This is a genomic window from uncultured Veillonella sp. (assembly GCF_915069625.1).
Lineage (GTDB): Bacteria > Bacillota > Negativicutes > Veillonellales > Veillonellaceae > Veillonella.
The window spans coordinates 1-5,515 of sequence record NZ_CAJZFD010000142.1 but is presented as its reverse complement, the minus strand read 5'-3'; the positions used below and the strand labels follow the sequence as shown (position 1 = coordinate 5,515).

Below are 5,515 nucleotides of genomic sequence, written 5' to 3'. Positions count from 1 at the left end.
TTGGTAACGAATTTTCTTATACTGAACCAGAACATTATTATAGAGCCTATGGTCCTCATGGATTTATAGGGATTATGAAACGAACTAACCACTCTTTGAAGGTGGAAAAAAATATTTTTATTGAAGGATAAGTATGAAGCAAATACATTCGTTTGATGAACTGCGTCAAATCAAAGATACAAAAGTATATGCCCTAGGTACCTTTGATGGTATTCATCGAGGTCATCAACGAGTTATACGCAAGGCCGTTGATGAGGCAATGGCAGTTAATGGTGTTAGTATAATCATTACCTTTGAACATCATCCACTAACTATACTACATCCAGAGCGAGTGCCTAAACGGGTCATTCAAGAAGAGATTATGGATTCCGTTCTTGAAGATTTGAATGTAGACTATATTTTACGGTTGCCTATGACTGAAGAGTTACTAAAAATGAGTGCTGACGATTTTTTGGGCGCTCTTTGTACAGATATGAATGTAGCTGCTATTGTAATTGGAGAAAACTTTACATTTGGTGCTAAAGGTCTTGGTAATCCAGATTATATGAAACAAGTATTAGCGGATAAAAATATACAAGTTTTAGTGCAGCCCTTATTGCCTTGTGATGGACTTAGTACTCCTATTTCAAGTACGGAGATTAGAAAGGCCATTCGCGAAGGGCGTTTAGAAGATGCTACTCATTGGCTTGGAAGACCATTCCAATTTAAAGGGACTGTAATTAAAGGTGATCAACGAGGACGCACATTAGGGTTCCCAACATTGAATTTGTTGCTTCCTAATGAAATGGCTACACCTCCAGATGGTGTATACGCTAATCGCGTGTGTATCGATGGTACTTGGTATGATGGGGTAGGTAATATTGGGGATAATCCTACATTTAAGAATCAGTACCATAGATGCGAAGTACATGTATTTAACTTTGACCAAGATATATATGGAAAAGAAGTAATTGTACAATTTATTTCCTATCTTAGAGGAGAAGTTAAATTTAATAACTTACAAGATCTTATTGATCAAATGAAGGTAGATGAAGAACAGGCTCTAGCTGTTTTAGCTAAAGCATGATAAGGGGGTTCTCATGGATATTAAAGAAGCTCGCAAACAAATAGATAGTATTGACTCCGTACTTGTTACAGAGTTTGAAAAACGTCTTACATTGATTAAAGAGATTGGTAAATATAAGGATGAACATCATTTACCACTCATTGATGAAGAACGTGATGAAAGTATTATTGCGTTGCATACTGAAAATTGCAAAGATAAAACATTAGCACCTTATATTGAAAATTATATAAAAACTGTTGTGTCTATGAGCAATGAGTTTTTAAAAGAGCATATGCATAAGCATATTTTCCTCATCGGTATGCCAGGTGCCGGTAAGACAACAGTTGGCAAAATGCTAGCTAAAGAATTAGGCAGAGACTTTTACGATCTAGATCAAACGATTCAAGATAAGGTTGGTAAATCTGTTCAAAAAATCTTTATTTATGACGGTAAAGATGCTTTTAGTGAATATGAATATAACACGATTAAGGAATTAATTCATAATAAACCATCTGTTATTGCTACTGGTGGTGGTACTGTTACTTATGATAAAACAGTTAAGCTAATGCGCAATAATGGTCTTGTTGTATTTGTTAATCGCGATGTAAATCATATCTTAGATGATTTGGATCTTGAAATTCGTCCACTTGTAAAAGAAAGTATTGAATATATCTTCAATGTATATGAAGAACGATACCCTTTATACGAAGAAGTGGCACATATCAAAATTGGTAATGAAGGTAGCATTACCGATGCGGTACAAGAAATTATTGAAGCTTTGCCTAATACGGAGAAATAATGGACGCCATACGAGGATTTGTATACCGAACTATATATGAGAATACACAACGTACGTATTGCGTGTTTGTCCTTAAGGATTATAATGAGGAATACATTACTTGTACTGGCAAGTTTGAATCTCCTAAAGAAGGAGAAGATATCGAAGTTCGAGGCCGTTATGTAGAACATGAAAAATATGGTCGTCAATTTGATGCTACTAGTGTAGAAAAACTTAAACCTGATAACATGGGGGCTGCTAAGACCTATTTATTAAATTTAGGTATTAAAGGTTTTGGTGAAAAGTCCGTAGAAAAGGTCCTTGAGTATTTTGGTATCCGTATTTTAGAAGTTTTACGGGAGGAACGTCCAGAAGAAATTAAGGATGTTCCTGGACTTCGTAAAAGTGTTAAGGACGAATTATTTAATACCTTACTTGGTGAAGGTATTTTATCCGATTTAAATCACTTTTTTGAAAGCCATCATATTTCTTCTAAATGGAGTCGTACCGTATACACCTATTATGGTGTTCAGTCTGTTGCTGTTATAGAGGATAATCCGTATACCTTGTTACGTGTGGCTCCAGATATGCTTTTTGGCACCGCTGATACGCTAGCAGAACACTTGGGGATTACAGGTAGTGATACGCGTCGTTTAGAAGCGGGATTAGAATGGATTCTACGCAGTTTGGATAATCAAGGGCATACGTGTTTGCCTGTCGATCAACTTATCGGTCGTTTAGACGATCTATTAAAAACTGATGTAGATGATATTGCTAATTTTATTGAAAGCCTTTTAGAGCAAGGTGCTTTATATAGTACGTATTATGAAGATATCTTATATATCTACCCTCCAGAAATGTATGTGTCTGAAGTAGAGAGCGTTCATTATACAAAAGATTTCTTATTAGAGGCTGATCCAATTTCTCTAGATATTCCTAGTTTTATAGAAAAGTTTGAAGCTGATAATCATATTACATTTGGGGATGCTCAAAAAGAGGCTATACAGCTATCCTTCTTTGAAAAGTTTTCCCTTATAACTGGTGGTCCTGGTACTGGTAAGACGACGATTATTAAGGCTTTAGTAAAAGGCTTCCAACTTGGTGGACTAGGGCGGATTATTCTTTGCGCTCCTACGGGCCGTGCTGCGAAACGACTTACAGAGGCGACGGAGTTTGAAGCAACTACGATTCATAGATTATTAGTACCTGTTCAAGGTAGTGACTCTTACGACTTTACTAAGAATGAAGAGGATCCATTAGATATAGATGTTATCATCATTGATGAAGCATCTATGCTTAATGTACGCTTGTTCTATTCCTTAATGGCGGCCATTCCAAAGGAAGCCCATGTCATTATCGTTGGTGACGTTGATCAACTACCACCTATTGGGGCTGGTTTTGTATTAAAAGACTTACTCGATAGTGATTGTGTTCCTTATACACGACTCAACCAGATTTATCGTCAAAGCTCTGGTAATACTATCGTTGAAAGCGCCTATGCTATTAACCGTGGTGAAATGCCAAATCTAGACAGTGTAAGTGAAGAGTTTTCGTTTATACCTGTTAAGTCTTATGACATGATGATGAAAGCTATCATCGATGTATATAAACGAGAACAAGCGCATGTAGAGGATGAGCTAGACATTCAAATTATTTCTCCTATGCGCCGTGGTGAAGCCGGTAGTACATTAATTTCTCAATATGTACAACAAGCTGTTAATCCACCGGATAGCTTAAAAGGGGAAGCCCGTGTAAATGGCATTACTTATCGCGTTGGCGATAAGGTTATCCAAATTCTCAATGACTATGAGTTAGAGGTCTTTAATGGTGAAATTGGAGTAATTTACGCCATTACACGAAGCGATATTTGTATCCGATTTATCCATAAAGAGGTTCGTCTACCTATTGATGAAGCTCATATGATTATGCCTGCTTATGCTATTACGGTTCATAAGAGCCAAGGTAGTGAGTATGGTGTAGTTATCATTCCATTTGTACCACGTTATGGTGGTATGTTGCAGCGTAATTTGTTGTATACAGCTGTTACAAGAGCAAAACGGAAGGTTATCATTGTGGGTACTACAAGCGCTATAGAACGTGCTGTACGTACTGTAAATGCAGATGAACGATATACATTGTTTAAAGAAAGACTACAAGGGAGATGTGATTCGTAATGAGTCTTTGGGATTTCCTATTTCCACCTGTATGTCCTCACTGTGGTGCCTCTGTAGCAACACAAGGGGATTGGTGTGAAACTTGTTTTAACGATCTATTACATATTCGTCATGTGCCACATAAATTTTTACATTATGTAGATGATGTGTGTGTGCTAGCAGACTATTGTGGTGGTCTAAAGTCTATGATTTACGATGTAAAATTTAATGAAAAAAAGGAGCAGTCCAAGGGGGCTGCTCCTTTTTTAGCATCGTACAACTTTTACATGAATTATGATGAGTCTAATATTGTACAGGGGAATTGTAAGACTATCTATGATTATATAGTTCCTGTACCGTCTAGTGAGATGAAGAAGAAAAAGAGGGGCTATAATCAGGTCGATTTGTTCTTTAAAAAATGGGCATACTCGTTAGAGAAAATAGATAAGCCATATTTTGTATGGCTAGATTGTATATATAAGTTTGATACTTCTAATGATATGTGGTCCTTAACCCATAAAGAACGACATCAAAATATAGAGAATGCTTTTGTGATCAAAGCAGAGTATAAAGATATTGATTTCTCCACAAAGCGTATTTTAATTGTAGATGACATTTATACTACAGGGGCAACAATCGAAGCCGTAGCTAAGGTTCTTAGGTCCTATAATCCTAGTAGACTCGATGCTCTGACACTAGCTAGCGGTAGTTTTTAATTATATATAAAAGCGTTCACCGAATGGTGAACGCTTAATCATTATATTAGCCTAGCACATCGATAAATGCTTTTACTACATCTGGATCAAAGAGAGAGCCGGATGCACTAAAGAGTTCTTCTTTTGCTTTAGCTTTTGTCTTTGCCCAAAATTCTGTAGAAGGATTAACTGTTGTATCATAATAATCTGCAACAGCAATGATTCTAGCTCCTAATGGGATGTTAGCACCACGCAAATGTTTAGGGTAACCAGAGCCATCCCATTTTTCATGATGGTAACGAATATAAGGCAAGATTTGTTGGCAGCAAGGGTAGTTTTCGATCATATTCGCACCACTTGCAGCATGTTGCTTATACTTGGACATTTCTTGTTTATTAAGATATGGAGATTTTTGGATTAATGCATTAGGTACCATTAATAATCCTACGTCATGAAGTAATGCTGCATGGCGAATTTGTTCAATTTCATTTAATGGTAAACCCATTTTAGCAGCAATACTAACTGCATAGTTTGAAACTTGGATAGAATGAGTGTACAGATGATAGCTTTTCATTTGTATCATCTGCAAAAGCTGAGCGCTAATGGCTTCTAAACTGTCCTTCTCCAGTTCGTACAACCCAGATGGTTGCATTAATGATAACATAAACATAATAAACCCCTTTAACTAACATGTAGAACATATGGTACAACCCCTCGTACTTATGTTCATATCGTACAACTTTAGGCCGTTCTAATTTAACAGTATACAAATTATACACCATAAATTATGTTTTGTGTATGACACGTATGTTCTTGCATACATGTTGTATTCATATTTGGCATA

5 protein-coding genes and 1 pseudogene are annotated in these 5,515 nt (G+C 36.5%); 5 read left to right on the top strand and 1 reads right to left on the bottom strand.

Annotated features, from left to right (window positions below):
• The 5 genes and pseudogenes from QZ548_RS09035 to QZ548_RS07605 form a co-directional block, all read left to right on the top strand.
• Window positions 1-131 (top strand): annotated as a pseudogene (locus tag QZ548_RS09035) (pseudouridine synthase); the annotation flags it as partial.
• Window positions 132-133: 2 nt separating this feature from the next.
• Entirely contained in the window at window positions 134-1,066 is a 933-nt protein-coding gene (locus QZ548_RS07620) for a bifunctional riboflavin kinase/FAD synthetase (RefSeq protein WP_295794130.1), read from the top strand.
• Window positions 1,067-1,079: 13 nt separating this feature from the next.
• On the top strand, window positions 1,080-1,844 hold the full coding sequence (locus tag QZ548_RS07615) for a shikimate kinase (RefSeq protein WP_005386853.1): 765 nt from the start codon (window positions 1,080-1,082) through the stop codon (window positions 1,842-1,844).
• Window positions 1,844-3,997 (top strand): ATP-dependent RecD-like DNA helicase, encoded by a 2,154-nt coding sequence (locus QZ548_RS07610; RefSeq protein WP_295869463.1) that lies wholly within the window; start codon window positions 1,844-1,846, stop codon window positions 3,995-3,997. Before QZ548_RS07615 ends, QZ548_RS07610 begins: the two co-directional genes overlap by 1 nt.
• Window positions 3,997-4,692, top strand: coding sequence for a ComF family protein (locus tag QZ548_RS07605; RefSeq protein ID WP_005386851.1), 696 nt, complete (start codon window positions 3,997-3,999; stop codon window positions 4,690-4,692). Before QZ548_RS07610 ends, QZ548_RS07605 begins: the two co-directional genes overlap by 1 nt.
• Before the next feature lie 46 nt (window positions 4,693-4,738).
• Here the strand turns inward: QZ548_RS07605 and QZ548_RS07600 are convergent, their stop codons facing one another.
• Entirely contained in the window at window positions 4,739-5,341 is a 603-nt protein-coding gene (locus tag QZ548_RS07600; RefSeq protein WP_004693025.1) for an HD-GYP domain-containing protein, read from the bottom strand.
• Window positions 5,342-5,515: the final 174 nt, after the last annotated feature.